The organism is Methylobacterium sp. BI1 (assembly GCF_056680125.1).
The window spans coordinates 286,233-312,564 of the sequence record NZ_CM155267.1 but is presented as its reverse complement, the minus strand read 5'-3'; the positions used below and the strand labels follow the sequence as shown (position 1 = coordinate 312,564).

The window sequence follows — 26,332 nt, the reverse complement described above, 5'->3', positions numbered from 1 at the left end:
CCCCGCGACCTCGCCGCGACCCCTTTGGTATACCGGCGCGTTCCCGACCCCGCCCCCGCGGCTCTCAGCCCCGCCGCAGCAGGCGTCCGCCGGCCAGGCCGTTGGCCCCGATCACGAGGCCGACCACGAGCGCGTGGAGGAGGAGGTCCGTCGCGGTGGCGTCGTGCGGATGGAACGGGACCAGCAGCGCCGCCGCGGCCGCCGCCGCCGAGAGCCCCGCCAGCGCCGCTGTGAGGTTGGGCCGCAGGGGACAGGCCCGCCGCAGCATCCCGACGAGGACCAGCGACAACGGAAGCGAGACGGTGAGCAGGAAGGCGACGCATCCCCCGGTCTGGTGCAGGTCGGCGGGGTCGGCCCCGGGCACCGCCCAGTCGCGCAGGCAGCCGACGCCGCTGGCCCCGATCCAGAGCGCGGCCGGCGCCAGGGGCAGCAGCGCCCAGGCGGAGGTGCGCCCCGGCACGCTGGTCTGGAACGCCGCGACCGCCGCCGCGACGGCGGTCAGCACCGCGCCGAGGGCGGCGTAGCGCAGGTCGGCTACCGCCATGCGGGTGCGCAGGGCCTCCAGATCGGCGAAGGGCATCAGGGCGAGCCCCAATCCGGCGGCGGCCGCGCACCAGGCGAGCGCCCGGAAGGCCGGTCCGGGCAGGCGCCGGACGGGCCGCAGACCGCCGGCCAGGCTGTCCACCAGACGGTCATGCGAAGAGGTGCGGGCCGTGTCAGACATCGTGGGGTCCTCGCTCGCCCGGCCGGGACGCGGCCTCGTCCCGGTCTGTGGGATCCGCTCCCAGCGTCCGCCGCAGGGCCTTCAGGGCCCGGTGCAGGTTGACCTTCAGGGCACCCTTGGTGCGCCCCGTCAGGGCGGCCGTCTCGTCCAGGCTGCGCTCCTGCAGGGCGAGGTGCTCCACGGCCTGGCGCTGGCCTTCCGGCAGGGCGGCGACGGCCCGGGCCAGCACCCGCTCCCGGTCGCGCGCCTCCAGGCCCTGGCCCGGTGCCGGCCCGCGATCGACCTCCGCCTCGTAGGCGATGGGATCGTGGACTTCCCGCGGGCGGCGACCGGCCCGGCGCATCCTATCGATGGCCCGGCGCTGGGTGATGGCGCGCAGCCAGGGCAGGAAGGGCCGGGCCGGATCGTAGGTCGCCCGCGCCCGGTGAATCGTCAGCAGCACGTCCTGCACCACGTCGTCCACCGCATCCGCCCGGACGCCCTGCGCCCGCGCCAGTCCGGCAATCACCGGAAGGCAGTCGCGCAGAAGGCGGCGATAGGCCTCCGCATCGCCCGCCTGGGCGGCCGCCATGTCGGACGCCAGAGCCTCATCCCGTCTCATGCGCGCGCTGAACCCGCTGGCCGCCGCGGCGGGCCGGGCGACCGTCGCCCAGCCGAAGGCGTCGCGGCCCGGTAGGGTCGGCCGATCAAGTCCGGCCGTGACGGCACAGGCCATCGGGAGTGCTCCATGATCCGGGAGGTCGACCTTCCGATGGTCGACACGCGCGCATCAGGCTTGTTCGCGCCGGACTCCCGCGAGGTTACGGCGTGCATGGGACCGATCTCACATGATTCGCCCTCTCACTCGGCCAGACGGAAGCGGTCGACGTCGCGCAGGAGTTCGAGGAAGGCACGGGCGCCGTGGTCGAGGGCACGATCCCCCGCCGCCGCAGTGCCGAGCCGGGCGTCGCCGATGGCGCCGGCCGGGTTGAGGTCTTCCGCCCGCCAGGCGAAGGCGGCGGGACGGCCCGCGCGCAGATGGGTGAAGGTCCGCTCCATCGCTAACGTGCGCGGCGTGAAATCCGTGATCTCCGAGCGGCGCACCAGATCCGGCCGCAGGGCCAGCATCAGGGCGGTCTCGATGCCGCCGCCATGGATGCCGTAACGGATCTCCGCCTCGGGGAACAGCCCGTCAGGATAGCCGAAGCGACTCCAGGCCGTGGTCACCGCCACCATGGCGTGACGCCCGCGCAGGTCCCCGGCCACGAGGTCGATCAGGCCGCTGTTGCCGCCGTGCGAGGTCACGATGACGAGCTTGCCGCAGCCCGTGCGGCGGACGGCATCGCCGATCCCGGTCCAGGCCTGCAGGGCCGTCGCGGTGGCCAGGGACAGGGTCCCGGGAAAACCCTCATGCTCGTCGGACTTGCCGACGACTTGGACCGGCAGGAGCAGGACGTCGAGATCGTCGGCCGACAGCGCCGTGAGGCGCGCGAGATAGCCCTCGGCGATGATCGCGTCGGTGGCCAGCGGCAGGTGCGGGCCGTGCTGCTCGATGGCGGCGACGGGCAGCACCGCGATGGCGCGACCCATGTCGCGATCCCGGATTTCGTCCGTCGTCAATTCGGCCCAGTGGCGTATCGGCATCTCCGCACTCCTCGGGCGAAGCGATCGAGACGCCGCGCGCCGCCCTGCGTGCCACGGAAACCCCGCTTCCTCCAAGGGGCGCACCGTGCCGGGCTGCCGAACGCGCAGAGGGCCGGGACGTGTGAACGCCCCAGCCCTCTTTCAGCTATCCGTTCGCCGGTTCAGCGGGTGCGGCGCAGGAGCCAGCCGGCACCGAAAGCGGCCGCGGCTACGAGGAGGAGCGTGGCACCCTTGTTCTCGTCGGCCCGGCGCGCGACGGCGCGGCCGCGTCGCACGGCCTCGTCCTGATAAAGCCGACCACGGTCCTGAAGGTCGTCAGCGATCGCCCGGCCCCGATAGCGGGCCTCGTCGACGAGGTGAGCTCCGTCGCGCTGCAGGTCGTCGGCCGTGTTGCGGGCTCGGCCATAGGCCGCTTGGACGGCTCCGGCCGCCTGATCGTAAGCGCCCTCGGCCTGCGGACGGACCCGTCCGGTCACGGCGCCGAGTGCGGAGCGCCCACGGCCTCGGATGTTCCGGATTCCACCCTCGATCTGGTCGCGGTTCATCTTCAAGATCCTTCTCGTCTCGGCCCCTGCCAGACCACCCGAACGTACTTTCGGTCGCTCCGGCCAGGACTGTTTCGATGATGCTGTGGGTTGGCGCTACGGCGCGCCGTCTCGGCCCGTCGGAAGTCCGACGCGCAGGGGCGACCCACTCAGATCTTCTTGACGGCGTCGGCCGCGCTCTGGGCCGCGCCCTTGATGCCGTCCTTGGCGTCGCCGACGGTCTTCTGGGCTTCGCCCTTCAATTCCTGAGCCTTGCCCTCGGCCTGCAGCTTCTCATTGCCGGTGGCCGAACCGATGCCCTGCTTGATGTTGCCGACGGCCTCGTTGGCGAGACCCTTGATCTTGTCCGTCGTGCTGCTCATCGAACGCTCCGTAAGGTTGGTGTCAGGCTGAACGTCCGGTCGCAGGATGCGACCCGGCGTCGTCTGGCAACCGTAACGGTGCCTGCTGCCGTTGGTTCCCTTCCCGACAGTTCTCCGCCCACCTGGAGCCTGCCCGCTGCGCCTTCCCGCGACGCACCGCAAACATCGTTCTTGCACTGCGAGAGAAGCCGCGGGCCGGATGCCGTAGACGTGCAGCATCTCAAATTTTTTAGCGGCTTAACCCAAAAATTTTGCAGACGAACTGAAGGTTTGGCCGAGGTATAGATCCTTGAATTCAAAATAATTGCCGATAAAACCGAAACTCGTAAACAAGAGTTGAGTCGAGGAAGACGCCCATGACCGCGCGTAGTGCTGCGCCCGTCTCGCCCGGGACGACGTCGATCGCGCCACCCGACGGCGCCGCCAGCCGCATGGGGCTCGCTGCGAAGGTGGATGCGCCACCGCTCGGTCGGTGGGGGCAGCTCGTCCTCGGCGTGCTGTGCATGTCGATGATCGCCAACCTGCAGTATGGCTGGACGCTGTTCGTCGATCCGATCCAGCAGAAATTCGGCTGGGAACGCACCGCGATCCAGTGGGCCTTCACAATCTTCGTGGTGATGGAGACCTGGTTGGTGCCGATCGAAGGCTGGTTCGTCGACAAGTACGGCCCGCGCCTCGTGACCATCTTCGGCGGCGCCCTCTGCGCCCTCGGCTGGGTGATGAACTCCTACGCCGACTCCCTCGGCATGCTGTATGCGGCCGCCGCCATCAGCGGCGTCGGCGCGGGCGCGGTCTACGGCACCTGCGTCGGCAACGCCCTGAAGTGGTTTCCCGATCGGCGCGGCTTCGCCGCCGGCCTCACCGCGGCCGGTTTCGGCGCGGGCTCGGCCCTGACCGTGATCCCGATCGCCAACATGATCCGCGATTCCGGCTATCAGCACACGTTCTTCGTGTTCGGCCTCGGACAGGGCTTGGTCGTCATGCTGGCGGCCCTGCTCCTCGTCTCGCCGAGCGCCGCGTTCAAGGATCGGATGCTGGCCGGCCGCACCGCGATCGTGAACACCGTCACCCGACGCCAGTACTCGACCGCCGAGATGGTCCGGACGCCTGTCTTCTGGCTTCTCTACCTGATGTTCGTGATGATGGCCGCCGGTGGCCTGATGGCGGCCGCCTCCCTTGCGCCCATCGCCAAGGACTTCAAGGTCGCGGGCGTCGAGGTCTCGCTCATCGGCATCACCCTGCCCGCCCTGACCTTCGCGCTCACCATCGACCGGGTGCTCAACGGTGTGACCCGACCGTTCTTCGGCTGGGTCTCGGACAAGATCGGGCGCGAGAACACGATGGTCATCGCCTTCATGATCGAGGGGGCCGGCATCCTGGCGCTCGGCATGTTCGCCCACATCCCCATGGCCTTCGTGCTGCTCACCGGCCTCGTGTTCTTCGCCTGGGGCGAAATCTACTCTCTGTTTCCGGCCACCTGCAGCGACACCTACGGCGACAAGAATGCGGCGGCCAATGCCGGCCTCCTCTACACCGCCAAGGGCACCGCCGCCCTGCTGCTGCCGATCCTGCTCATGATCCAGGCCAAGACCGGCAGCTGGCAGAACGTGTTCTATGCCGCTTCCGGCATGGCCTTCCTGGCCGGGTTCCTCGCGCTCTTCGTGCTGAAGCCGATGCGCGCCCGGTTCATTGCCCGGAGCTGACCCGATGGCACGCTGGCTTCGCTACCTCCACGACGGCGCGAGCGGCTTCGGCCGCCTCGACGGCGAGACCATCCAGGTTCACGCGGGCGATCTGTTCGCTGATCCGACGCCCACCGGCGCAACCCTGCCGTTGTCCGAGGTCACCCTCGACCTGCCGTGCCGGCCCTCGAAGTACATCGCCCTGTGGAACAACTTCCATGCTTCGGCGGAGAAGCAGGGACTGACCCGGCCCGACGTGCCGCTGTACTTCGTGAAGCCGGCGAGCTGCTACCTCGCGAGCGGGCAGACGATCACCGCGCCCGAGGGCGTCGGCCGACTGCTCTTCGAGGGGGAGCTCGGGATCGTGATCGGCCGGCGGGGCCGAGACCTCACGCCGGAGACGGCGGCCGGGCACATCTTCGGCTACACCTGCGTGAACGACGTCACCGCGTTGGAGACGCTGAAGGCCGACCCGAGCTTCGTGCACTGGACCCGATCCAAGGGCTTCGACGGCTTCGGCCCCTTCGGTCCGGTGATTGCCACCGACATCGATCCCGAGGTGCTCGATGTGGCGGTGCGGGTGAACGGGCGCGAGCGCCAGCGCTATCCTCTCGCCGACATGATGCGCCGCCCCGCCGAACTCGTGGCCGAGCTCTCGCGGGACATGACTCTGGAGCCCGGCGACCTCATCGCCTGCGGCACCTCGGTGGGCAGCGGCCCGATCCCCCGGGGCGCCACGGTGGAGGTGGAGATCTCCGGCATCGGCGTGTTGTCGAACGGCGTTTCATGACACACCCGACGCCTACGAAGCGGACGTGATCAGGACAGGTTTTAAGGACACCCATATGAGCATCGCGATCGTCGGCGCCGGCGCCATCGGAGGATTTCTCGGCGTGCGCCTCGCCCATGCGGGCGAGGACGTCACTTTCATCGCGCGCGGCGCCAATCTCGACGCCATCCAGCGGAACGGCATGCGGCTGATCGAGGAGGATGGCTCCGAGATCCATGTGACGAACCTCAAGGCGACCAAGTCGATGGCCGAGGCGGGCCGGCACGACATCGTGCTCCTCACCGTCAAGGCGCATCAGGTCGGGCCGATCGCGGCCGACCTGCACCACCTCATCGGACCCGAGACGATGGTGGTGACGATGCAGAACGGCATCCCGTGGTGGTACTTTTCGCAGGGGCACGGCGGAGACCTGACGGGTACGCACCTGGAGACCGCCGATCCGGGCGGCCTCATCGCCCAGCACCTCGACCCGAAGCACGTCATCGGGTCGGTGGTGTACCCGGCCGCCGTGCTGACCGAGCCCGGTGTGGTGCAGGTGGTGGAGGGCCATCGCTTCGGACTCGGTGAGCTCGACGGCTCGATGTCACCGCGGGTGCAGTCCCTGGCCCAGACCCTGATCAAGGCGGGTTTCCGCGCGCCGGTAACCAGCGACATCCGGGCGGAGATCTGGCTCAAGCTCTGGGGCAACCTCAGCTTCAACCCGATCTCGGCGCTGGCCCACGCCACCCTGGTGGACATCTGCCAGTTTCCCGAGACCCGGGCGCTCGCCGCCGACATGATGCGGGAAGCGGAGACGATCGCGAACCGCCTCGGCGTCACCTTCAAGCTCGGCATCGAGCGCCGCATCGCGGGGGCCGAGAAGGTCGGCGCCCACAAGACCTCGATGCTGCAGGACGTGGAGGCCGGCCGGCCGATCGAGCTCGAGGCCCTGGTCGGCTCGATCATCGAGCTCGGGCGCCTCACCGACACCCCGACGCCGCACATTGATACCGTTTACGCCCTGATGCGCCTTCTCGCCCAGAGCCTGGAGCGGGCGCAGGGGCGCCTCTCCATCACGCCGGCCTGAACCCCAGACATTCGAGGACGATGACCATGGCCGAGACCGCCGCACCGACGACCGCCGCCACCACGCTCCACGGCCTGATCCGCGCCGGGGCCGAGGAGGCCACCGCCCTGTCGAGCCCCGGTGGCGCGCCGCTGACCTTCGGCCAGCTCCGCACGCTCACGGACCGGACGATCGCGGCCCTCAATGCGCAGGGCATCGGTCGGAACGATCGGGTCGGCATCGTCCTCGACAACGGGCCGGAGATGGCGGCCGCCTTCATCGCGATCGGGGCCGGCACGACGGCCGCCCCCCTGAATCCGAGCTACAAGGCGGACGAGTTCACGTTCTATCTCTCCGACCTCAACGCCCGCCTGCTGGTCGTCGCGGCAGGCTCCGAGAGCCCGGCCGTGGCCGTGGCCGCGCGCCTCGGGGTGCCGGTGGTGCGTCTCACCCCCACCCCGGAAGAGGGCGCGGGCTGCTTCACCCTATCCTTCGAGGGCTCTGCCGCTGCCTCGGCGTCGCAGGGCGGCCCAGCCCATCCCGACGATATCGGCCTCGTGCTGCACACCTCCGGCACCACCTCGCGCCCGAAGATCGTGCCCCTGAAGCAGTCGAACGTCTGCGCCTCGGCCCGCAACATCCGCGCCACCCTGGCCTTCACGGCCGAGGATCGCGGCCTCAACATCATGCCGCTCTTCCACATCCACGGGCTGATCGCCGGTATCCTGGCGCCGCTCTCGGCCGGAGGCCAGGTCTGCTGCACCCCGGGCTTCAACGCCCTGAAGTTCTTCGGTTGGATGAGCGAGGTCCGCCCGACCTGGTACACGGCGGTGCCGACGATGCACCAGGCGATCCTCGGACGCGCTTCCCGCAACCGGGAGATCATCGAGGCCAATCCCCTCCGCTTCATCCGCTCGTCCTCCTCCTCCATGCCGCCGCAGGTCATGAAGGAGATTGAGGAGGTCTTCGGCGCGCCCCTGATCGAGGCCTACGGCATGACGGAGGCCTCTCACCAGATGGCCTCGAACCCGCTGCCGCCGCGTCCGCACTACGCCGGCTCGGTCGGTCTCGCGGCCGGTCCGGAGATCGCCATCGTGGACGAGGACGGCGAGCCCCTGCCCGCCGGCGAGACCGGCGAGATCGTCATCCGCGGCGACAACGTGATGTCGGGCTACGAGAACAACGACAAGGCCAATGCGGAGGCCTTCACCAAGCAGGGCTGGTTCCGGACCGGCGACCAGGGCTCGCTCAGCGCGGAAGGCTACCTGACCATCACGGGCCGCCTCAAGGAGATCATCAACCGGGGCGGCGAGAAGATTTCGCCCCGTGAAGTCGACGAGATCCTGATGGACCACCCGGCGGTGTCGCAGTGCGTCACCTTCGCGATGCCGCACGACAAGCTCGGTGAGGACGTCTGCGCCGCGATCGTGCTACGCGAGGGACACCACCTCGTCGAGAAGGAGTTGCGCGGCTTCGCCTCGGAGCGGCTCGCCGCCTTCAAGGTGCCGGCCAAGATCATGATCCTGGACGAGATCCCGAAGGGAGCTACCGGCAAGCTCCAGCGGATCGGCCTCGCGCAGAAGCTGGGGCTGGTCTGAGGCCGGATTCCACGCGGCAGGGCCTGGGGAAAGCCCGGGCCCTGCCGCTCAACGCTTCAGGGGGCAGGGGCCGCTCAGGCCGACAGGACCTTGCCAACGCGACCCTCGATCGCATCCCAGACCGAGACCGCCAGATCCGGCCCCCCGAGTCGCTTGATCGCCCGGATGCCGGTCGGCGACGTCACGTTGATCTCGGTCAGGTTGCCGTCGATCACGTCGATCCCGACGAGGATCAAGCCCCGGCGCTTCAGCTCCGGGCCGATGGTGGCGCAGATCGCACGCTCGCGCTCGGTGAGATCCGAGGCCGCCGCGGCTCCGCCCCGCACCATGTTCGAGCGGATGTCGTTCAGGGCAGGTACCCGGTTGATCGCACCCTTCGGCTCGCCGTCCACCAGGATAATGCGCTTGTCGCCCTCGGTGATGCGCGGCAGGAAACGCTGCACGACCCATTGTTCGCGGAACGTCACCGAGAACAGGTCGAACATCGACCCGAAATTCGCGTCTTCCGGCAGGACCCGAAACACCGCAGCTCCGCCATGCCCGTGCAGGGGCTTCATCACGATGGCGCCATGCTCGGCCCGGAACGCCTCGATCTCCGCCTTGTCGCGGGTAATCAGGGTCGGGGGCATCAATTCGGGGAAGTCGAGGACGAACAGCTTCTCGGGCGCATTACGCACCTCGGCAGGGTTGTTCACCACGAGGGTCCGCGGGTGAATCCGCTCGAGCATGTGGGTCGCGGTGATGTAGGCCATGTCGAAGGGCGGATCCTGACGCATCAGAACCACGTCCACGCTCGACAGGTCGATGCGCTCGATCGGTCCGAGGGTGGCGTGCGCCCCCTCCACATCCTGAACCGTGAGGGCCTCGACGCGGGCCGTCACGACCTGACCCTGCATCGACAGCCGATCCGGCGTGTAGTGCAGCAGCCGGTGTCCCCGCGCCTGGGCCTCGAGCAGGAGCGCGAAGGTGGTGTCCCCGGCGACCCGGATCGCCTGGATCGGGTCCATCTGCACCGCGACGGTCAGGGTCATGCTGTCAAACCTCTGTCTTGGGACGGACCGCGTGGATGCCCGTCCCGACCGTGATGCGGTGTGCCGTGCGGCACCTTACTTCTGCGATTTCCCGCCGGTGCGACGATCGTAGTCGCCGATGGCGGCCTTGCATTCGGGGGACAGGCGAGAGCGGTTGCGATCCATGCAGCGCTCGGCATCCTGGCTGTTGGGATCCACGCCGGCGCAGAGGCGGAAATAGTCGTTGGCACATCCCAGCTGAAGGCCCTGATCCTCGCGCTGGGCCTGGGCCGGGCTGACCGCCACCATCAGGAGAGCGAACGGCGCAATCCGCAGGGCCGTGCTGAGTCCTTTGGTCGAGCTCAAGAGTCGGGAGATAACCACGCGCATCCGGCGGTGTCCTTCAATCGAAAGTGGGGTGTGCGAAAGGGATGAGGTGTGGGACGAAAAGGTGCGTTCGCGAAAAGTCAGGCCGTTCGAACGGAAGCGACACGGCATATCGGGCGCGACCGGCCCTTAGCAAGCGCTCCCGCCGCCGCGTGTTCCATGCCGTCGATCCTGAGTGCAGCGAGGTTGGAAGCGTCGCGATGACGCCGATCCCGCAAAAAAGCCCCGCTCGCCGGGCGAGCGGGGCCGAGTACAAGGGAGGAAATGCCCGCCATGGGCAGCCCATCGCGTAGCAAATCGCGGGCCATGCCATGGGTCGAAGGGCGTGGCAGGGAAGCCACGCCCGACCGGTCCGCTATGACCGAGCCACGGAAGACGAAGCCGCTCCGGCCATCGCAAGGTTCCGTTAACCACCCCATGCTGATCTCTGACGGCATCACCCCGATACCGGAGCGGCCCGGATGCGGCGGTGGCAGGCCCGGCGACGGCTCGCCTTAGAGATCGAATGGAATCGGAAACCAGCCGATGAACACCCACAGGTTGCCCGACACCGGCGGCACCGACCGCCGCCCAGAGCGCTCGACGGCCACGGTCGTGACGTTCCCGGCCACGGCGCGTCGCTTCCGGAGAGCGGACGCGGAGGCGCCGCGGGGCGCCATCCTGCTCTTCACCGGAATTCGTTACGAGCGCATGCCCGAGCCGGAAGCTCCCGCGCCGCGCCTGCGCCGCCGGTCCTGACCCTCGGCTGACGCGCCCGGATGGTGCCCTCCTCCTGGACCGGACGCCGGCAGGCCCTGCGCCTGATCCCCCTCGCGACCCTGGCGCTTCTCGCCGGCTGCGCGCAGGAGGGCGATTTCGGGCGGCCCAAGGCCGGCGCCTGGAACAGCTTGATCGAGACCACCGGGACCCTGGCGGCGCGGGAGCGCGAGGAGCCGGCCGCAACCTTTCCCTTCACCGACGAGGAACGCGTCCTGCGCGATCGCGCCTGGCGCTTCCTCATGCCGGCGGCCGGGCACGACGCGTTCACGGACATTCTCGCCAATCTCACGCGCGCCCGGGTGCTGCCCGCCTCCTGGCGGATCGACGATCCGGCGGCCTATCACGACACCCTGATGGCAGAGAGCTTTCGCTCGCCGGTCTCGCGTTACCGGCGCCTGTCGGAAGATATCGGCATCGATGCCCGGCTGATCCCGCAATTCGCAGCCCTGGCGATGCGGGTGAAGGAGGGGGATGCCCTGCGCTTGCGCAGCCTGCCCTTCGCCAAGAGTCTGGACGACGGCGACGTGCACCAGGCCGCCATGCGGGTGGCCGAGAACCGCTGCCTCATCGCCTGGGTCCGCTTCGAGACCGGACGCCGCTCCCGCCGCTACCACTATGCTCTCGAGCATCTCCTGATCGCGGCGCCAGGGCCGGAGGGCGTGTCGGTGGAACGGACCCTGGCCGCCCTCGACGGACGGCGTCCCCTGCTCGATCCGTTGGTGCCACCCGAAGCCGAGGCCCGATGCGGGCTCCTGCCGGAGACGGAGGGCGTGGTCGCGGTCGCTGCACCGAGGCCGATCGTCGCCAAGAACTGAGCGCTGCCTCAGCCGCCGGTCTTCTCGTCGCCGGGGCTGTCGACGGTGCAGGAGACCGCCTGTACCGCCGCGTCGGCTGCCGCGCGCTGGCTCGGCAGGGCCGCGATCACCCGCACCACCACGAACCCCCGGGTGTCGCCGGCGACGATGCGGACATCGTGGCTGACCTCGTCCTCGTCGGCATTGGCGAGCGCCTCGTCGTATTGGGCCCGGGTGAGCACCACGAGGTCGAGGGCACCGCGCACCGCCGCCTGGTCGGTCACCGCATAGAAAGCTCCCCGCGGTCCGTGTACCGCCAGCGACAGCATCAGTGAGCCTGTACGGGCCGAAACCCGCATCGGTCCCTCGGAGAGGTCATAGGCGCAGAGCCCGACCGCCACCGCCGGGTCCGGAATCGGAAGCCAGGCCTCCACGGGCGGGGTGGCGTCGCCGGCCGCCACGGTGTTGATCGCCAGCGGATGGTCGAGGTTCTCCCCGGAACGCGCCCGCGACAGCGCATCGGACTCCGCCAAGCGTGGAATGAGCAGGACGGTGGCCCCGTGTACGAGGCCGGCGAGGACCAGTCCCGAGAGGGTGGCGACGAGGAAGCGGCCCCGCGGCGTCATGCGGCGCACCCGGTCCGGATGATGGCCGGCACAGCCGAGCGATCGAGACTGCCCGCGCTGGCTGCCACGGGCGTATCGTACAGGCGCAGGGCGAGCCGTACCGGCCCCTTGGCACGCGGCATCGGCAGCCAGTTGCCCGGTTGGACCTCCGGCGACAGGGTGATCACGAACTGCCCGTCGGTCTCGCGCAGGATCTCCGTGGCGGTGAAGCCTTCGCGCATGGGGGCGGTGTCCGAGTCGCGCGGCCCGCGGCCGGCCACCGTCACGGTCCAGGCGCGGGCCGGCGGCGTCACGCCCGCCACGCGGTAGGTGCAGGCGGCATCGAGTCCCCGTCCGGATTCGTCCTGTTCGGCCGTGAGCAGCATGCCTTCACCGATCGCCAGGGGAATCTCGCCGCGTCGCGCGTTGACCGCGCGGGCGTAGGGATCCGCACTCACGGAGCCGACTTTCGGCCAGGCGATCCAGGCGCCCACCCGGACGCCGCCGAAGGGATAGCCACCGCGCGTGGCATAATCGGCGGTCGCGAGGCCGAGGCCCGCCCCCAGCGCGAGGGCGTAGAGCATCAGCGTCACGGTCGAGGCCTTGCGCACGCCGCGTCGCAGCGCGCGCGTCAGGCGTCCGCCGGTCCCGGAGACCGAATCCGTTTCGCGGCTCCGCGGGTCGGACGAGCGTGTTCGGGTCTGGTCCGGACGCAACCGCGCGACCGTCTCGGCGAATGTCATGCGCATGATCGCCGGTTACGGTGTGCCGATGCGGCCATCGACGGCGCGGACCCCATCCGCCACCGGGCCGGGCGCGCTCAGGGGCTCGAGGGCGGAGGTTTTCTCGGGTGCCTTCAGGGAGGACTTCTCCACCTGGCGGAACAGGCCGTTCATGCTGCCGATGACCTCGAAGGAGCGCCGGGAGAGTTTGCCGGCTGCGCTCGCCGCTGCGTTCACGGGCGCTGCGCTCTGCCCCGACTGCGCCACTGCACGGCCCGGATCCTTCAAGCCCGGCATGGGTTTGAGCTCGATACCCTGGTGGGCGACTTCCATCACGTCGTGCCACGTCATGGCCGGCAGCGAGCCGCCGGTCATCTTGTTGGTGGACGTGTGATCGTCGTTGCCGAACCAGACAGCACCGACGTAATTGCCCGTGTAACCGACGAACCAGGCATCCCGATAGGCGTTCGTGGTGCCGGATTTGCCAGCGACCTTGATGCCTTCCAGCGCCGCGCGCTTGCCGGTGCCTTCCTCGACCACCTTGGTCAGCATGTAGTTCATGTCGGCGACCACCTGGGTCGACAGCACCTGCTGCATCGGCTCGTCGGCATGGCGGTAGATCACATCACCGGACGAGTTGCGGACCTCCATGGCCGCGTAGGGCTTGGCCCTGCGGCCGCCATTGGCGAACACCGCGTAGCCGGCAGCCTGGTCGATGACGTTCACCTCCGCCGAGCCGATCGGCAGGGAGACGGAATCGGTCAGCTGCGTGGTGATGCCCATGGCATGGGCGGTCTCGATGATCTTCTTGCGCCCGGCGGCGGCCGCCCGCGCTTCGTGGGAGATGCCCATCGCCTTGCCCAGGGCGATCGAGACCTGGATCGGAATGGTGTTGATGGATTTCGCCACCGCGACGGTGAGCGTCGTGGCGCCCGAGAACGAGCGACCGTAATTCTGCGGACACCAGTTGCCGATGCAGACGGGCCGATCGACGACGCGCGTGTCCGGGCGATATAGGCCTGAGGCGAGACCGGCGGCATAGACGTAGGGCTTGAACGACGAGCCGGGCTGGCGAAGGGCGTCGGTGGCGCGGTTGAACTGGCTCTCGCCGTAATCGGCACCGCCGACCATCGCCCGCAGGGCCCCGTCCGGATCGAGGATCACCATCGCAGCCTCGTCGACCTCGTACTGGTCGCCGAAGCGGCGCAGGGTGTTCTGCACCACCTCGTCGGCCCGGCGCTGGATGGTCAGGTCGAGGGGCGTCTTCACGGTGAGGACGCGGTCGCTGCGGAAGCGGCCGGCATCGGCCATCTGCTTGATCTCGCCGAAGGCCCAGTCAAGATAATAGTCTGCCGTGATGTCGCGGGTTCGGGTCACCGGCGTCGCGGGGTTGCGCAGGGCGGTCTGGATCTGGCCCTCGGTCAGGAAGCCGGCCTCGACCATGTTGTGCAGCACGTCGCCGGCCCGGGCGCGGGCCGCCGGCAGGTTCACGTGGGGCGCATACTTGGTCGGCGCCTTGAACAGGCCTGCGAGCATCGCGGCCTCGGCCAGGGTGATGTCCTTGAGCGGCTTCCCGAAATAATAGTCTGCCGCCGCCACGGCTCCGAAGGTGCCGCCGCCCATGTAGGCCCGGTCGAGGTAGAGCTTCAGGATCTCGTTCTTGGAGAGGTGGCTCTCCAGCCAGAGCGCCAGGAAGGCCTCGTTGATCTTGCGCTCGAGGGAGCGCTCGTTGGTCAGGAACAGGTTCTTGGCGAGCTGCTGCGTGATCGACGAGCCACCCTGGGTGTTGCCGCCGCCGCGCGAGTTGGACACCAGCGCACGGGCTGTGCCGATGGGATCGATGCCCCAGTGCTCGTAGAAGCGCCGGTCCTCGGTGGAGACCAGGGCCTTGATCATGATGTCGGGAAAATCGTCGAGCTTCAGCGAATCGTCGTGCTTGATGCCGCGCCGTCCGACCTCGGTGCCGTAGCGGTCGAGGAAGGTCACGGCGAGGTCCTGGGCCTTCAACCAGTTGTCGCTGGTCAGGTTGAAGGCCGGCTGCGCCAGGGCGAGCATCAGGACCGCGCCACCGGTACCGAGGGTCACCGCCTCGCTGGTCAGGTCGAGGGCGAACCGTTTCCAGCCCCGCACCGAGAAGACGTTCATGCGCTCCTGGAAGCGCTCGTAGGTCTCTCCCGCCGTGCGGCCGCCGTCGTACAGGCTCGCATTCACCCAGGCGTCGAAGGCGAGGGCGGCGTGCTTGATCCGTGTCGTGAGGGAGGTCGCTTTGGGCAGGCGCACCTGAGTTCCAGTCCTTCCGCACCCGGCTCCGGCACGACGCCGGTCCGCGCGATCCTACCAACACCCGCGCTCGGCCGCGAGGCTTCGTTCATGGGAACGTCCGACAAGGGCGAGCGTCCCGCCGCCTCAGGCCATAACCTGTTCTTAACCTTGATGCCGGATTGGGGCGACCCAGTGGCGCGGGACCTCCGAACGCGGCGCGGCGTCGTGCCGTGCGCCGGCAACGCTTGCTCCAGGGCCCGCGTTGCGGCACAGGAGCGGATCATCCGGATCCTCGCCGCTCCCAGCCCAAGGTGTTCCCCATGCGGGACCGCTCGGCCGCGCGTTCCCCGACGCTGCAGGCCTTCCCCGAATCCGTTCGCTCCGAGCCACCCGCTGCCCCGGCTGCGGAGCCGTTCTGGCGGACCAAGACCCTGGAGGCGATGTCGCCGGCCGAGTGGGAGAGCCTGTGCGACGGCTGCGGTCGTTGCTGCCTCCTCAAGCTCGAGGACGAGGACACGGCGGAAGTCTATCACACCGATGTCGGCTGCACCCTGCTCGACGGTCATGGCTGCCGCTGTCGCGACTATGCGCGGCGCCAGAAGCGCGTGCCCGACTGCGTGCGCCTCACACCCGAGGCGGTCCGCACGATCCCCTGGCTGCCGCCGACCTGCGCTTATCGCCTGATCCGCGAGGGCCGCGATCTCTATGCCTGGCATCCGCTGGTTTCGGGCCGCGCCGCCAGCGTGCACGAGGCCGGCATCTCGGTGCGCGGCCGCGTCTCCGGCAACGAGGAGGAATTCACCGCCGACGAACTCCTCGACCGGATCGTGACCTGGCCCAATCGCACGCCGGACACCGAGGACGACACGGAATAGGCGCGGCTTCAGGCGTCGAGCATCGAGGGGGCGGTATTCTCGGCGATGATCCGGCGGGCCTCGGCCGCATCGCGATGCATCTGGGCGATCAGGGCGTCGGCTCCCTCGAAGCGGACCTCGCCGCGGAGATAGTCCAGGAACTCCACGGCGATCGTCCGGCCATAGAGGTCGCCGGAGAAATCGAACAGGTTGACCTCGAGGAGCGGGGCGCCGTCGTCGAAGGTCGGGCGCCGGCCGTAGCTGGCAACCCCGTCCTTCACGAGGCCGTCGGGCAGGCGCACCCGGACCGCGTAGATGCCGTGGGCGAGGTTGCAGGCGGGTAGGGCCACGTTGGCGGTGGGATAGCCGAGGGTGCGTCCGCGCTTGTCGCCGTGGCGGACCTCGCCGGAGACGAACCAGCGGTAGCCGAGGAGCGCATTGGCCCGCGCCACCGCCCCCTCGGCGAGGGCCACCCGGATCGCGCTCGACGAGACCGGTTCCGTCCCCGTGCTCAGGGCGACAGGCGGGATGATTCGGCAGCTCAGGCCTGCTTGCGCGCAGAGATCGGCGAGGACCGCCGGCGTGCCCTCGCGCCCGCGGCCGAAATGGAAGTCGTGGCCGATGACGACGCCCGCCACGCCGAGGTCGCGCACCAGCAACCCCTCAACGAAGTCGCGTGCGCCGGTTCCCGCCAGGGTGGCGTCGAACCGGCGCACGATCAGCCCGTCGAGGCCGAGATGGGCGAAGACGGTCTCCTTCGCGTCCGCGTCGGTGAGCCGGAACATGGGGAGATGCGGGGCGAAATAGGCGCGCGGATGCGGTTCGAACGTGAGGGCGACCGCCGGGCGGCCGGCCGCCCGTGCGGTCTCGCGCACGGCGGCGATCAGGGCCCGATGGCCGAGATGCACCCCGTCGAAATTGCCGATCGCCGCGATGGCTCCGGCGATCGCGGGCGGCACCGGCTGGTCCTCGCGGCAGATCGTGAAGCGTCGCTCGTGCGCGGATGCGGCGGGCGGGACGGCGGATTCGTCGCCAGACGACATCGGATCTCGGCGGTTGCAGCGGTCGGGGTCGGGAGCTGTGGCGGCGGAACCTGTCGAAAACCGGTCAGGGGGTCAAGCGCGCGGACCGAGCGCGGAGGTCGCGGTCCGGCCCGCCCCCGTCTGCACGCGCCGCCGCGCCTTCGCCGCGCGGCGCCCGAGGTAGAGCAGCAAGCCCGTCGCCAGGAAGAGCGGCATCAGCAGTGCCGCAACGAGGAAGATCGGTGGCCCGAGGAGGCCGAAGATGCGCCCGCTGTGCACATCGAGCATGTTGCCGGCGATGCGGATCCCGAGCGGGCGCTCCCCGCCGATCTCGTGCCCGAGGATACGCCCGCTGGATGCCTCGATCCGGGTGTCGTCGCGCCAGCCGTTCCCGTTCTCGGAGCGGATGCGCACCGGCCCGGTGTAACCCGCCGGCAGGAGCAGGGTCGCACGGGTGAAGTGTCCGTCATCGGCCGTACGGAAGGCCAACCAGGCCGCGTCGAGACTCGGCGCTCCGGGGCCTCCCAACCCGTCCTCGCGCCGACCGGGCCTGCCTTCACCGCGGGGCGCGCCTTCCTTGGGTCCACTCGCCTGGGGTCCGCTTGCCTTCGGTTCACTCGCCTTGGACCCGCCCGGATTGGCGACCGGGGCCGGCGGTGTGCTCTCGGCCGTCCGGGTGTTGGTCTCGCCGCCGGTGAGGAGGGCGGTGACGACCTCGCGATAGCCGTCGAAGGACCACCACAGCCCGCTCAGGGCGATGACGAGGTAGATCGGGAGCACCCAGGTTCCGGCCACCGCGTGCAGCGACCAGTAGGTCGGTCGGCCCCATTGCCGGAGATGGGGCTTCAGCCAGATCCGTAGGGACATCACCTTCGGCCAGCGCAGGTAGAGCCCGGTGCAGAGCAGAACGAGGAGCGCGAGGACGCTGGCGCCGGTCAGGGTCCGGCCCCAGCCCTTGCCGTCGCCGGGCAGGAGCAGCCAGCGATGCAGGCGCCGGATGGTGGCGAAGACTTCCTCCGTCCGCGCCGCGCCCCGCACCGTGCCGTCATAGGGGTCGAGGTAGAGGGACGGCGGCCGTCGGCCGGTGGCAGGATCGCGCCCGAGCCGCACCAACGCGGCGGTGGCAGGCTCGGCCGAGAGCGTCAGGTTCGCCACCGTGTCGGACCGCTGCGCATGGAAACGGGCCAGGAGGGCATCCGGAGCGAGCGGATCCTCCGCCCGGGGGGCGACCCGGATCAGGTCCGCATCGAAGGCCTCGCCGATGGCATCCTCGTAGCTGAGGAGCGCACCCGTGACGCCCGCCACGGCCAGGATCAGCCCGGCCCCGAGCCCCAGCAGCCAGTGCAGTTGGAACAGGACGGCGCGCAGGTGCCTCACCACGCCACCCGTGCCGTCACGAGGGCTTGGAAGGGCTCGCCCACCGCCACCAGCAGGTTGCTGCCCCCCGAGGAGGGGTAGTAGGTGCGGTCGAACAGGTTCTTGAGGTTGAGCTGGAGCGTGGTCGGCAAGCCGTTCACCTGGGTGTTGTAGGCGAGGAACGCATCGCAGACGACGTAGTCGGGCAGGGCGAAGCTGTTGGCGGCGTCCCCCGGCCGTGCGCCGACGTAGCGCGCGCCGAAGCCCGCTTCCAGGAAGCCGGCGCCCAGCTGCGTCGCGCCGAACTCCGCGGCCTCGGCGACGGCGCCGAACTGATGTGTGAGGAAGGCCGAGGCTGTGACCCGCGGGGTGTTGAGGAGCTGCTTGCCCACCAGCAGCGGGTCCTGGGTCACCTCGGCCTGGGTGAAGCCGTAGCTGGTGATCACCGCCCAGTCGGGCAGGATCTGGCCGGCGACGTCGAGCTCGAACCCGCGCGAGCGCACCTTGCCGGCGGTGGTCGCCACGGTAAGGCCCTGGCCGTTGACCTGCGTCACCAGCACGTTCGCCTTGTCGATGTCGAACATCGCGCCCGTCACGGTCAGCCCGGCGGCGATGTCCGCCTTCACGCCGACCTCGAAGGCCTCGCCCTCCTCGGGCGGCAGGGCGCCGACGATGTTGGCCAGCGAGGTGTTGGGTTTGAACGACTGCGAATAGCTCCCGTAGAGCGACAGGTTGGGGGCGAGCTTGTAGACGAGGCCGACCCGCGGCAGGACGCGCACCCCGTCGATGTCGGTGTAGGCCACCGCCGGCGTCCCCTTGGCGCCGAACTGGTCGAAGATCTGCGTGCTGACGCCGGCGACCAGAATCCACTGGTCGCCGAGGTGCAGGGAGTCCTGCAAATACACGCTGGTATTCACTAAGCGTTCGCGGAGGTTGCTGTCGGCGGGCGAGATCACCGGCACCGTCGCGAGGGTGCCGTAGACCGGCCGGAACGGGTTGAACCCCGCCCGGTTCGGACCCCGGATGATGTCGGGCCGGCCGTAATCGATGTTCTCGTAGGTGACGCCGGCCAGGAGGTCGTTGCGCAGGCCGAAGGTGTCGAAGCGGCCGGTCAGGTCGAGGCGGGCGACGTGGGCGTTGAAATCGGCGTTGCGGGTGCCGTCGGCCCGGCGGGTGAGGAGGCCGGTGGCCGGAAAGTAGGTGACCGGCCGGATCTGGTCCTCGTCGTAGCCGAGATGGGAGTAGGTGTAGCCGAAGTGGAGCGTCCAGTCGTTGTCGAAGCGGTGATCGACGTCGAGGGTGGCGAGATGGCTGGTGGCCTCGTGCTGGCTCGAGCGCTCGTCGAAGCGCCGGTCGCGCGGCACCCGCAGGGGGCGCCCGGTGCGCGGGTCGAAGATCGTGCCGCGGTCGTAGGGCACGCGGTAATGCCCGAACTCGTAGCCCACCGTCACGGTGGTGTCGTCGCCCTTCCAGGTGAGCGAGGGGGCCACGACCTGCCGGCTGAGATGGCCGAAGTTGCGCCAGTAGGCGTAGCTCTGGATGTCGGCCACCATGCGGTAGGCGAGGTTGGTGCCCGCGATGGGCCCGGTGAGGTCGCCCTGGACGAGGCCGCCGTCGAAGCTCGTCCCCGTGAGGTTGAGGGAGCCGTGCGGGGTGAAGTCCGGCCGCTTCGAGACGAGGTTGATCAGCCCGCCCGGGTCGGTGATGCCGTAGAGGAGCGAGGCCGGACCCTTGAGCACCTCCACGCGCTCGATGGCGTAGCTGAAGTTCTGCTGCAGCACCGTGCGCCGGCCGTCCCGCAGGATCGAGTCGTCGCGGAAGGTGCCGAAGCCGCGCCGCACCACGGCTTCCTGGGTGCCGCCGACGCTGTTGGTCTGGGCGATGCCGCTGACGTTGCGCAGGGCCTCGTCGAGGGAGATCACGCGCTGGTCGCGCAACACCTGGGCGGAGACCACGGCGATGTTCGCCGGGGTGTCGAGGATGGCGGTGTCGGCGCCCGCCCCGAAGGTCGAGCGCTTGGGCTGGTATCCGACGGTCGCGAGTCCGTTGTCGAGGCCCGCGACGCTGAGTTCCTCGAGGGTGACGGTGGACTGCGCCTCCTGCGCCGAGCCCGCACCGGCGGACAGCAGCCAGAGGGCGCCCCCGGCCAACCGGCGGTGCCGGGACGGATGGCGGGAGGTTCGGGCGGCGCGCGGCATATCGGATCTCGGACGAAGCAGAAGCTTCGCCGTAGTGCGCCGCAACATCATTTGCAAGGTGTCGTGTAAAGATTAGAACCTCTCAAATGAATGAATAGCCGCAGCATAGACAGGGATATACTTTTGTCGATCACAAGATGAAGGTTCGTGTGTGCAGTCTCGTCGCGGCGGCGATCGGCGGCGATCGGCGGCGAAGGGTCGGCTTGACCCGGCGGTCCCGCGCTCACATCCCTGTCCGATCATGACGAGCCCGCGCGAATCCCCCGGACGGCACCATCTCTGGCGGCCCTACACGCAGATGCAGGGGGCGGCCCCGCCTCTGGAGGCCGTGCGCACCCACGGGTCGCGCATCGTCCTCGCCGACGGGCGCGCATTGATCGACGGCATCGCCTCCTGGTGGACGGCGGCCCACGGCTACAACCATCCCCACATCCGGGCGGCCGTGGCCGCGCAGCTGGAGACGATGCCGCACGTGATGTTCGGCGGTCTCACCCACGCTCCGGCGGAGCGGCTGGCGGCGCGCCTCGCGACCCTGCTGCCCGGCGACCTCGACCACGTCTTCTTCACCGATTCCGGCTCGGTGGCCGTGGAGGTCGCCCTGAAGATGGCGGTGCAGATGTGGATCAACCGGGGCGTCGCCGGGCGCACCCGCATCCTGGCCTTCCGGGAGGGCTATCACGGCGACACCCTGGGGGCGATGTCGGTCTGCGACCCGGACGAGGGCATGCACCGGCGCTTCGGCGCCTACCTGCCGGCCCAGCTCTTCTGCGACCTGCCCCGGACGGCGGCGCAGGTCGCCGCCCTCGACGCGACCCTGGCGGCCGCCCGCGAGACCCTGGCGGCGGTGATCGTCGAGCCCCTGGTCCAGGGGGCCGGCGGCATGCGCATGCACCCGCCCGAGGTGCTGGCGACGGTGGCCCGGCTCGCACGGGGCCACGGGCTGCCCCTCATCGCCGACGAGATCTTCACCGGGTTCGGGCGCACCGGCACCCTGTTCGCCTGCACGCAGGCCGGCATCGTGCCGGACATCCTGTGCCTGTCGAAGGCCCTCACCGGGGGCACGATGGCGCTGGCCGCCACGGTGGCCACGGGGGCGGTGTTCGAGAGCTTCCTCTCCGACGATGCCGCCGCCGCCCTCATGCACGGGCCGACCTTCATGGCCAACCCGCTCGCCTGCGCGGCGGCCAATGCCAGCCTCGACCTGTTCGACCGCGAGCCGCGCCTCGATCAGGTCGCGGCCCTCGCGGCGGCCTTGGCGGACGGCCTCGAACCCTTGCGTGGGCTGCCCCACGTCGCCGACGTGCGGGTCCTGGGGGCGATCGGCGTGGTGCAGTTCCGCCAGCCCCCCGACCTCGCCGACCTGAAGCGCCGCTTCCTGGCGCAGGGCACCTGGGTCCGTCCCTTCGGCGACATCGTCTACCTGACGCCGGCGCTCACGATCGCGCCGCAGGACCTGGCCGAGCTTCTCGCGGCCATGCGGACGGTGGTGCGGGCGGTCGCCCCCTGACGGCGAGACCCTGCCTCCGGTGCAACCCACGCCCCCGTCGCTCGTTGGGATGACGTTGCGCTGGCCCCGTGTCCAGGATCCCCGGAGTCCCTGATCGCGCCGTGCGGGCCCCCGGGCTTCACGCGAGGGTTCCGGTCCCGGACGGGGCCCGCGGCCAGACAGGCTGGAGGGTGCATCGTGGTGGATGAGGCGAAGGCGAACGACGACCGGCCGGTGATCCTGCTGGTGGAGGACGAGGCCCTGACGATCATGGACCTCGGCGACGTTCTGGAGAATGGCGGCTACGAGACCGTGCAATGCGCCTCGGCCGAGCGGGCGCTCGGCATCATCCAGGCCCGCCCCGACATCTGCGGCCTGATCACGGATGTCGAATTGTCGGGCAAGACCAACGGATTCGAGCTCGCGACCGCGGTGTCCGAGGCCCGGCCGAAGCTGCCCATCGTCATCGTCTCGGGGCGCGCCGCCCCCGACCCCGAGCGGATGCCGAAGGGCGCCAAGTTCATCGCCCGGCCCTGCACTGGCGAGGACATCCTGTCCCAGCTCAAGGGCCTGCTGCCCTGCTGAGGGCTTCCCGCTCTGCTGGGGGCTTCCCGCTCCGTTGAAGGCTTGGCGCTCCGCTGAAAGCTTGACGCCCTACGGCAAGGCCTGACCCGTCAGCCCGGGGTGTTTTCCCGGGCGCGCCACCAGGCGACGGTGTCGTCGAGGCCCCGCGCCAGGTCGAAGCGCGGCCGGAACCCGACCTCCTCCGTCAGGATGCGGGTCCCGGCCTCGATCACCGCCGGCTCCGTCGGGCTCAGGGGACGGGCTCCGAAACCCAGGTGCTCGGCGCCCCCGATCCGGGCGGCGAGCGCGTCGAGGAGCGTGCGCACCGGGATCGCCGCGCCCGAGCCGATGTTCACCGGCCCGGCCACGTCCCCCGCCACCAAGGCGGCCAGGGCCGCGGCGGCATCCGCGACGTGCAGGAAGTCGCGGCGCTGGTGTCCGTGCGAGGTCGGGAACGCCGTGCCGGTCGTCAGCGCCCGGATCGCGTCCGAGACCAGCCGCCCGTGGCGCTCGCCGGGGCCGTAGAGGTAGAACAGCCGGCCCCAGGCGAAGCCCACGGCGTTCTGGCGGGCGAAGGCCTCCAGGATGCGTCGCGTCCCGTCCTTGGCGGCGCCGTAGAGCGTCGCGGGTCGGCAGGGCGTCGTCGCCTCCTCGAAGCGCGCCGCGCCCCAGGCGTATTCGGCGCAGGTGCCGACCCCGACGAACCGGCGGCCCCCCGCCGCCGCGAAGGCCTGGGCGAGGTCCAGGGTCGCCGCGACCCAGTCGAGGTTGCGCGCCGAGGTCCAGTAGCGGCCGGGCTCCGCGTCCCAGGCGAGGTGGAGGCAGTGGCTCGGCCGGATCGTCGCGATCAGCGCCCGCCGTTCCTCGGGCACGAGCAGGTCGGCCGCGTGCCAGGTCGCGTCCGCCGAGGAGCTGCGGCCGACGCCGTGAACCTCGAACCCGCGCGCCCGCAGGGCCGGCACGGCGTGCTGGCCGACGAAGCCGGCCGCACCCGTGACGAGGACGCGCGCCCTCACCGCACCCAGTCGGGATAGGCGAGATCGCGCGCGGCGATCACCGTGACGGGCTCCGGCCAGGCGACGTCGAGGCTCGGATCGGTCCAGCGCAGGCCCCGGGCGCTGCCGGCCACGTAGGGGCGGTCGATCATGTAGAGCACTTCCGCATCGTCGCTGAGGGCCTGGAAGCCGTGGCCGAAGCCCACCGGGATGTAGAGCGCGTGGCGATTCCCGGCGCTGAGCTCGGTCCCGTAGGACCGGAGGTAGGTCGCGGAATCCGGCCGCAGGTCGACGATCACGTCGTGAATCGCGCCGGCCGTGCAGCGCACGAGCTTGGTCTCCGCGTGGGGCTCGGCGGCGAAGTGCAGGCCCCGCACGGTGCCGCGCCGGGCATTGTAGGAGACGCTGGACTGCGCGAAGGCGCCGACGAGGCCCCGCGCGGCGAAGTCCTCCGCGCAGGCGGTGCGGGCGAAGAAGCCGCGCGCGTCGGCCTGGGGTTCCGGGACGACCCGGTACGCGCCGGCGAGCGGCAGAGCCTCGAAGCGCATGGGCTCAGAACACCGCGAGCCGCGGGATCGCGGTGACGAAGCGCCCACCCCAGTCCCGGATGGCGGCCATCTCGCCGGCGATCTCGTCCTTCAGGTTCCAGGGCAGGATCAGGACGTAGTCCGGCCGCCGCGCCAGGAGGGCCTCCGGCGCGACCACCGGGATGCGGCTGCCCGGCAGCAGCGTGCCCTGCTTGTGCGGCGAGCGGTCCGCCACGACCTGCACCAGCTCGGGGCCGATGCCGCAATAATTCAGGAAGGTGTTGCCCTTGGCCGCCGCCCCGTAGGCGCAGACGGTCTGTCCCGTCAGCCGCAGCTCCGCCAGGAAGGCGAGGGTGGCGCATTTGATGCGCACCACGTCCTCCGCGAAGGCGGCGTAACCGCCGGCCTCGAACAGGCCCCCGGCGCGCTCCTCCGCCCGCACCCGGGCCACGGCCGGACCCTGCGGGTGTGCCGCCGCCGCGTGGCAGGCGAAGACCCGGAGGGAGCCGCCATGGGTCGGCCAGGCCTCCACGTCGAAGACCCGCATGCCGTGCGCCGCCAGGATCTCCGAGACGACCCCGAGGGAGAGGTACGAGAAGTGCTCATGGTAGATGGTGTCGAACTGGCGCTCCGCGATCATCCGCAGGAGGTGCGGGAACTCGAAGGTGGCGACGCCCTCGGGCTTCAGGAGAACCCGGAAGCCCTCCACGAAGTCGTGGATGTCGGGCACGTGGGCGAGCACGTTGTTGGCCGCCATGAGATCGGCGGCGTGGCCCTCCGCCCGCAGGCGCCGGGCGGTCTCCGCCCCGAAGAACGCCACCTCGGTGGGGATGCCGCTTGCGCGCGCCACCGCGGCCACGTTGGCGGCCGGCTCGACGCCGAGGGCCGGGATGCCGCGGGCCACGACGGCGCGCAGCAGGTATCCGTCGTTGCTCGCCACCTCCACGACCCGGCTGTCCGGCCCGAGACCGAAGCGCGCCTGCATGGCCGCGACGTAGGCCTCCGCATGGGCGAGCCAGCCGGCGGAGAAGCCGGAGAAATAGGCGTAGTCCGAGAAGATCGCCTCCGGTGTCTCGAAGGCTTCGAGCTGCACCAGCCAGCAGGCCTCGCAGACGAAGGCGTGGAGGGGATGGACCATCTCGCCCCGGTCGGCGCGCGTCGCCGGCACGTAGGCGTTGGCCAGGGGCGACAGGCCGAGATCGGCCACGCTCCGGTGCAGGGGCGCCCCGCAGGCGCGGCAGCCTCGGGTCGGGGTCGGGGTCGGGCTCGGAGTCGCTGTCGGGGTCATCATGCGGCGAGCGCCTCGTAGGCGCCGATCTGCGCCAGGGTCAGGTCGCGGGCGCAGGCCCCGCCGGCCTGCGCCCGGTGCCAGGCGGCGGTCCAGGCGAGCGCCGCGTCGAGGCGCAGGCGCCGGTCCCAGCCGAGATGGCTGCGGGCCTTGGCCGAATCGACCTTGAGGAAGGTCGCCTCGTGCGGGTGGATCGCCTCCGACAGGTGCCACAGGGCCTCGGAGCCCCAGGCCTGGGCGAGCGCGTCCACGAGGTGGGCCACCGGCCGGCAATCCTCGTCCGCCGGGCCGAAATTCCAGGCCTCGGCGTAGCGCGCCCCGTCCGCCCCCGACAGGCATTCGGCGAGGCGGAGGTAGCCGCTCAGGGGTTCGAGCACGTGCTGCCAGGGCCGCGTCGCGTGGGGCGCGCGGATCTCCACCGACTCGCCCCGCGCGAAGGCGCGGACGATGTCGGGCACCAGCCGGTCCTCGGACCAGTCGCCGCCGCCGATGACGTTGCCCGCCCGGGCGGTGGCGACCCGGCAATCCCGTTCACTGAGGAACGAGGCCCGGTAGGCCGCCGCCACCAGCTCGGTGCAGCCCTTGGAGCTGCTGTAGGGGTCGTGGCCGCCGAGGGCCTCCGTCTCGCGGTAGCCCCAGGCCCATTCGCGGTTCGCGTAGGCCTTGTCGCTCGTCACCACCACGACGGCCCGGACGGAGGGCGTCGCCCGCACCGCCTCCAGCACGTGGGCGGTGCCCATCACGTTGGTGGCGTAGGTGGCGAGCGGATCGCGGTAGGCGGCGCGCACCAGCGCCTGGGCGGCCATGTGGATGACGATCTCGGGCTCCGTGGCGGCCAGGCAGGCCCGGACCGCCGCCGCGTCGCGGATGTCGCCGAGATGCGAATCGAGGCCGGCGTCGACGGCCGCCGCCGCGAACAGGCTCGGGCTGGTCCCGGGGGCGAGCGACAGGCCGCTCACCCGGGCGCCCAGGCGCTCCAGCCACAGGCAGAGCCAGCCGCCCTTGAAGCCGGTATGGCCGGTGACGAGCACCCGCCGCCCGGCCCAGAAGGCGGGATCGGGATTCGGGCCGCGCGCGCGCGGCAGGGGGAAGGGCGAGGGCTGCGGGAAGGGCGAGGGCTGCACGCTCTGAAAC

At 70.4% G+C, this 26,332-nt stretch carries 26 protein-coding genes; 9 read left to right on the top strand and 17 right to left on the bottom strand.

The features are described from left to right. Positions 1 to 64 precede the first annotated feature (64 nt). The 5 genes from AC1MGR_RS01520 to AC1MGR_RS01500 all read right to left on the bottom strand — a co-directional run bounded on the left by AC1MGR_RS01520 (position 65) and on the right by AC1MGR_RS01500 (position 3,254). The gene (locus AC1MGR_RS01520; protein WP_108035720.1) at positions 65 to 724 is read right to left on the bottom strand and encodes an NrsF family protein; all 660 of its coding nucleotides are present in this window, start codon (positions 722 to 724) and stop codon (positions 65 to 67) included. Further along, complete coding sequence (locus AC1MGR_RS01515) at positions 717 to 1,325, bottom strand: sigma-70 family RNA polymerase sigma factor (RefSeq protein ID WP_480234900.1); 609 nt, start codon at positions 1,323 to 1,325, stop codon at positions 717 to 719. Before AC1MGR_RS01515 ends, AC1MGR_RS01520 begins: the two co-directional genes overlap by 8 nt. A 239-nt stretch (positions 1,326 to 1,564) precedes the next feature. After that, positions 1,565 to 2,347 carry a creatininase family protein gene (locus AC1MGR_RS01510; protein ID WP_480233430.1) on the bottom strand — a complete coding sequence of 261 codons (783 nt, stop codon included), beginning with the start codon at positions 2,345 to 2,347 and terminating at the stop codon, positions 1,565 to 1,567. 161 nt (positions 2,348 to 2,508) lie between these two features. Then, the gene (locus tag AC1MGR_RS01505; RefSeq protein WP_480233429.1) at positions 2,509 to 2,892 is read right to left on the bottom strand and encodes a CsbD family protein; all 384 of its coding nucleotides are present in this window, start codon (positions 2,890 to 2,892) and stop codon (positions 2,509 to 2,511) included. A 149-nt stretch (positions 2,893 to 3,041) separates the two neighbouring features. Then, positions 3,042 to 3,254 (bottom strand): CsbD family protein, encoded by a 213-nt coding sequence (locus tag AC1MGR_RS01500; RefSeq protein WP_055946396.1) that lies wholly within the window; start codon positions 3,252 to 3,254, stop codon positions 3,042 to 3,044. A 431-nt stretch (positions 3,255 to 3,685) separates the two neighbouring features. Here AC1MGR_RS01500 and oxlT point away from each other — a divergent pair, with 431 nt between their 5' ends. From oxlT to AC1MGR_RS01480, 4 genes are read left to right on the top strand one after another with little or no spacing between them, the layout of a single operon-like run. Then, positions 3,686 to 4,957: an oxalate/formate MFS antiporter gene (gene oxlT, locus AC1MGR_RS01495; protein ID WP_108035714.1), complete on the top strand. Its 1,272-nt coding sequence runs from the start codon at positions 3,686 to 3,688 to the stop codon at positions 4,955 to 4,957. Between the two features lie 4 nt (positions 4,958 to 4,961). Beyond that, complete coding sequence (locus AC1MGR_RS01490) at positions 4,962 to 5,726, top strand: fumarylacetoacetate hydrolase family protein (protein ID WP_480233428.1); 765 nt, start codon at positions 4,962 to 4,964, stop codon at positions 5,724 to 5,726. Between the two features lie 55 nt (positions 5,727 to 5,781). Continuing rightward, positions 5,782 to 6,792 carry a 2-dehydropantoate 2-reductase gene (locus tag AC1MGR_RS01485; protein WP_108035710.1) on the top strand — a complete coding sequence of 337 codons (1,011 nt, stop codon included), beginning with the start codon at positions 5,782 to 5,784 and terminating at the stop codon, positions 6,790 to 6,792. Between the two features lie 20 nt (positions 6,793 to 6,812). Then, complete coding sequence (locus AC1MGR_RS01480; protein ID WP_480233427.1) at positions 6,813 to 8,369, top strand: acyl--CoA ligase; 1,557 nt, start codon at positions 6,813 to 6,815, stop codon at positions 8,367 to 8,369. A gap of 74 nt (positions 8,370 to 8,443) precedes the next feature. On the opposite strand, the gene gshB is transcribed toward AC1MGR_RS01480, so the two are convergent. Both gshB and AC1MGR_RS01470 read right to left on the bottom strand, forming a co-directional pair. Then, positions 8,444 to 9,400, bottom strand: a complete 957-nt coding sequence (gene gshB / locus AC1MGR_RS01475) for a glutathione synthase (RefSeq protein ID WP_480233426.1) — start codon at positions 9,398 to 9,400, stop codon at positions 8,444 to 8,446. Between the two features lie 75 nt (positions 9,401 to 9,475). Continuing rightward, positions 9,476 to 9,769, bottom strand: a complete 294-nt coding sequence (locus AC1MGR_RS01470; RefSeq protein WP_480233425.1) for a hypothetical protein — start codon at positions 9,767 to 9,769, stop codon at positions 9,476 to 9,478. A 522-nt stretch (positions 9,770 to 10,291) separates the two neighbouring features. Here AC1MGR_RS01470 and AC1MGR_RS01465 point away from each other — a divergent pair. Both AC1MGR_RS01465 and AC1MGR_RS01460 read left to right on the top strand, forming a co-directional pair. Then, entirely contained in the window at positions 10,292 to 10,504 is a 213-nt protein-coding gene (locus AC1MGR_RS01465) for a hypothetical protein (protein ID WP_108035702.1), read from the top strand. A 20-nt stretch (positions 10,505 to 10,524) separates the two neighbouring features. Continuing rightward, positions 10,525 to 11,340, top strand: coding sequence for a hypothetical protein (locus tag AC1MGR_RS01460; protein WP_480233424.1), 816 nt, complete (start codon positions 10,525 to 10,527; stop codon positions 11,338 to 11,340). Between the two features lie 8 nt (positions 11,341 to 11,348). Here AC1MGR_RS01460 and AC1MGR_RS01455 read toward each other — a convergent pair whose 3' ends face one another. Genes AC1MGR_RS01455 through AC1MGR_RS01445 form a run of 3 tightly spaced genes read right to left on the bottom strand, consistent with a single transcriptional unit; the run spans position 11,349 to position 14,926 of the window. Continuing rightward, a complete protein-coding gene (locus AC1MGR_RS01455; RefSeq protein WP_480233423.1) occupies positions 11,349 to 11,945 on the bottom strand; it encodes a DUF1254 domain-containing protein in 597 nt (198 codons plus the stop codon). Beyond that, positions 11,942 to 12,667, bottom strand: coding sequence for a DUF1214 domain-containing protein (locus tag AC1MGR_RS01450; RefSeq protein WP_480233422.1), 726 nt, complete (start codon positions 12,665 to 12,667; stop codon positions 11,942 to 11,944). The genes AC1MGR_RS01455 and AC1MGR_RS01450 overlap by 4 nt, the downstream gene beginning before the upstream one ends. A 15-nt stretch (positions 12,668 to 12,682) precedes the next feature. Then, on the bottom strand, positions 12,683 to 14,926 hold the full coding sequence (locus AC1MGR_RS01445) for a transglycosylase domain-containing protein (RefSeq protein WP_480233421.1): 2,244 nt from the start codon (positions 14,924 to 14,926) through the stop codon (positions 12,683 to 12,685). A 302-nt stretch (positions 14,927 to 15,228) separates the two neighbouring features. On the opposite strand from AC1MGR_RS01445, the gene AC1MGR_RS01440 reads away from it, so the two are divergent. Then, entirely contained in the window at positions 15,229 to 15,783 is a 555-nt protein-coding gene (locus tag AC1MGR_RS01440) for a YcgN family cysteine cluster protein (protein ID WP_480233420.1), read from the top strand. Positions 15,784 to 15,791: 8 nt separating this feature from the next. Here AC1MGR_RS01440 and AC1MGR_RS01435 read toward each other — a convergent pair whose 3' ends face one another. The 3 genes from AC1MGR_RS01435 to AC1MGR_RS01425 form a co-directional block, all read right to left on the bottom strand. Beyond that, entirely contained in the window at positions 15,792 to 16,805 is a 1,014-nt protein-coding gene (locus tag AC1MGR_RS01435; protein WP_480233419.1) for a bifunctional riboflavin kinase/FAD synthetase, read from the bottom strand. Positions 16,806 to 16,877: 72 nt separating this feature from the next. Continuing rightward, a complete protein-coding gene (locus AC1MGR_RS01430; RefSeq protein ID WP_480233418.1) occupies positions 16,878 to 18,161 on the bottom strand; it encodes a PepSY-associated TM helix domain-containing protein in 1,284 nt (427 codons plus the stop codon). After that, entirely contained in the window at positions 18,158 to 20,338 is a 2,181-nt protein-coding gene (locus AC1MGR_RS01425) for a TonB-dependent siderophore receptor (RefSeq protein WP_480233417.1), read from the bottom strand. The genes AC1MGR_RS01430 and AC1MGR_RS01425 overlap by 4 nt, the downstream gene beginning before the upstream one ends. 241 nt (positions 20,339 to 20,579) lie before the next feature. On the opposite strand from AC1MGR_RS01425, the gene AC1MGR_RS01420 reads away from it, so the two are divergent. Both AC1MGR_RS01420 and AC1MGR_RS01415 read left to right on the top strand, forming a co-directional pair. Then, positions 20,580 to 21,845, top strand: coding sequence for an adenosylmethionine--8-amino-7-oxononanoate transaminase (locus AC1MGR_RS01420; RefSeq protein WP_480233416.1), 1,266 nt, complete (start codon positions 20,580 to 20,582; stop codon positions 21,843 to 21,845). 177 nt (positions 21,846 to 22,022) lie between these two features. After that, positions 22,023 to 22,409 carry a response regulator gene (locus AC1MGR_RS01415; RefSeq protein WP_480233415.1) on the top strand — a complete coding sequence of 129 codons (387 nt, stop codon included), beginning with the start codon at positions 22,023 to 22,025 and terminating at the stop codon, positions 22,407 to 22,409. Between the two features lie 89 nt (positions 22,410 to 22,498). On the opposite strand, the gene AC1MGR_RS01410 is transcribed toward AC1MGR_RS01415, so the two are convergent. From AC1MGR_RS01410 to rfbG, 4 genes are read right to left on the bottom strand one after another with little or no spacing between them, the layout of a single operon-like run. Next, the gene (locus AC1MGR_RS01410; protein ID WP_480233414.1) at positions 22,499 to 23,404 is read right to left on the bottom strand and encodes an NAD-dependent epimerase/dehydratase family protein; all 906 of its coding nucleotides are present in this window, start codon (positions 23,402 to 23,404) and stop codon (positions 22,499 to 22,501) included. Continuing rightward, positions 23,401 to 23,931: a dTDP-4-dehydrorhamnose 3,5-epimerase family protein gene (locus AC1MGR_RS01405; protein ID WP_480233413.1), complete on the bottom strand. Its 531-nt coding sequence runs from the start codon at positions 23,929 to 23,931 to the stop codon at positions 23,401 to 23,403. The genes AC1MGR_RS01410 and AC1MGR_RS01405 overlap by 4 nt, the downstream gene beginning before the upstream one ends. A 4-nt stretch (positions 23,932 to 23,935) precedes the next feature. Continuing rightward, complete coding sequence (locus AC1MGR_RS01400) at positions 23,936 to 25,198, bottom strand: methyltransferase domain-containing protein (protein WP_480234899.1); 1,263 nt, start codon at positions 25,196 to 25,198, stop codon at positions 23,936 to 23,938. Further along, on the bottom strand, positions 25,198 to 26,322 hold the full coding sequence (gene rfbG / locus AC1MGR_RS01395) for a CDP-glucose 4,6-dehydratase (RefSeq protein WP_480233412.1): 1,125 nt from the start codon (positions 26,320 to 26,322) through the stop codon (positions 25,198 to 25,200). Before rfbG ends, AC1MGR_RS01400 begins: the two co-directional genes overlap by 1 nt. Between the last annotated feature and the right edge of the window lie 10 nt (positions 26,323 to 26,332).